The following is a 2,189-nucleotide window of genomic DNA, read 5'->3' as shown; positions in this document are numbered from 1 at the left end:
GACCTACACAGTGGACGGCCAGACCTTCAGTGACGCGTTCGAACACGGCACCGAGCAGCGGACGCTGGCGGGCATTGTCGGCTATTCCATGAACACCGGCACAGTCATGGTGGGCCAGCGGCTGAGCAAGGAACAGCGCTATGACTGGCTGCGGAAGTTCGGCATCGGCGATGCCCCCGACATCGGTCTGCCGGCCGAATCCAAGGGCATCCTGACCCCGGCCGACCAGTGGGACGGGCGTCAGCAATACACAGTGCTCTTCGGCCAGGGCGTCGCCCAAACCACCCTCCAGACTGTCCGGGCCTACCAGAGCATCGCCAACGACGGCGTGATGCTCCAGCCCCGGCTGATCGACAGCTACATCAACCCGGACGGTGCCGAGGAAAAAGTCCCGGCCAAAGCCCCGCAGCAGGTCGTCTCCAAGGAAACCGCCAAACAGGTCCGCGACATCCTTGAGAGCGCCGTAACCGAGGGCGAGATCAAAGAGGCCGCGATCGACGGGTACCGGGTGGGCGCCAAGACCGGCACATCCGAATCGCCCTGCGACGACGGCAAATCAGGGTTCTGCGGCTATACAGCCTCCATCATCGGAATGGCGCCCATGGACGATCCGCGGTTTATTGTTGAGGTGGTCCTGCAACGGCCCAAGGGAAGCATCTTCGGAATCACCAATGGACCGGTGTTCCGTTCGGTGATGAGCCAGACGCTGCGCACATTCAACGTCCAGCCCTCCACCGGCGAACCCGCGCGGCTGCCGCAGTACGCCAAGTAGCGCCTGTTCCACCTGGCACCCGGAAGTCACCAGCCGACGCCACACCCATTGCCTGCGCGCCGGAGCATTTCCGCGTGCGCAGGTCCCGATCTACCAGTGCCCGATTTTTTTCAGTGCCCGATTCATTCAGTGCCCGATTTTTTTCAGTGCCCGATTAGTTCAGTGCCCGATCCACTAGCACCACAACGGAGATCCACTTGTCAGAGCTCACCGACCCCGATGCTTCCGCGCCGTCCGGCCATGACTCCACCCAGGGCTTCCGGCCCACTGCGGTTGCCGCAGTGCCGCTGGCAGACATTGGCGCGGCGATCGGCATCGCCGTTCCCGGTGCATCCGGCTCCGTCCAGGTCACCGGGATCTCCCTGAACTCCCGGTCGGTCCGCCCGGGAGACCTGTACGTGGCCCTGCCGGGCGCCACACGGCACGGGGCCGACTTCGTGTCCCAGGCCGTCGACGCCGGCGCCGTGGCGGTCCTGACAGACGACGCCGGGGCGCGCCTGCTGGCCCTGGGCCATGACATCGCCGTCCCGGTCCTGCTGGCCCACGAGCCGCGCAGCGTGGTCGGCCAGCTGTCCGCGCTCATCTACCAGAGCAGGCCCGACGGCGCCGGGGCACCGGCCCTCTTCGGGGTGACAGGCACTAACGGCAAGACCACCACCACCTATTTCATCAATGCCCTGCTGCGGGCGCTGGGTAAGCGGACCGGGCTGATCGGGACGATTGAGATCCTGGCCGGCGGGGAGCCGATCCCGAGCCTGCTGACCACTCCCGAATCCACGGATGTGCACGCACTGTTGGCGCTCATGCGCGAACGCGGGCTCGATGCCGCCTCCATGGAGGTTTCCTCGCACGCCGTGTCCTTCCACCGTGTCGACGCCGTGGTGTTCGACGTCGCCGGCTTCACGAACCTCACCCAGGACCACCTGGACCTGCACGGGACCATGGAGGAATACTTCCAGACCAAAGCCCGGCTGTTCTCGCCGGAACGCGCCCGCGCCGCCGTCGTGACCATCGATGATGACTGGGGCCGCAAGCTTGCGGCCACCGCCGAAATCCCGGTCACGACCCTGGCCACGGCCGGGACCGACGGCGCCGGGCCGGCTGACGCCGACCGGACCACGGACCGAACCGCGGACTGGACTGTGGTCCGGACTGCTCCGCGGGGCCTCGGCTCCGACTTCGTCCTCCGGCACCGCGACGGCGCCGAGCTGCGCGTCCACACGGGCCTGCCGGGCGGCTTCAACGTCGCCAATGCCGCGCTGGCCACGGTGATGGTCCTCGCCGGCGGCCACGAGCCGGCCGCGGTGCAGGCCGCCCTCGACGCCGCGGATCCCTTCACCGTTGCCGTGCCGGGCCGGATGCAGCTCGTGTCCACGGCGCCGGCCGCCGTGGTGGACTTCGCGCACAACCCCGACGC

2 protein-coding genes are annotated in these 2,189 nt (G+C 67.6%); both read left to right on the top strand.

Annotation, left to right across the window (positions count from 1 at the left end; genetic code table 11):
* Window positions 1–772: penicillin-binding transpeptidase domain-containing protein (locus LQV45_RS27225; RefSeq protein ID WP_253074592.1), on the top strand; the 772-nt coding region annotated here is incomplete at its 5' end.
* Between the two features lie 197 nt (window positions 773–969).
* Window positions 970–2,189 (top strand): Mur ligase family protein (locus tag LQV45_RS27220; RefSeq protein ID WP_230009912.1); only part of this gene is annotated, 1,220 nt, incomplete at its 3' end.

This window comes from Microbacterium sp. Bi128 (assembly GCF_918698205.1).
Note: the sequence above shows the minus strand (reverse complement) of the source record. Positions and strands in the feature narration are given on the sequence as shown.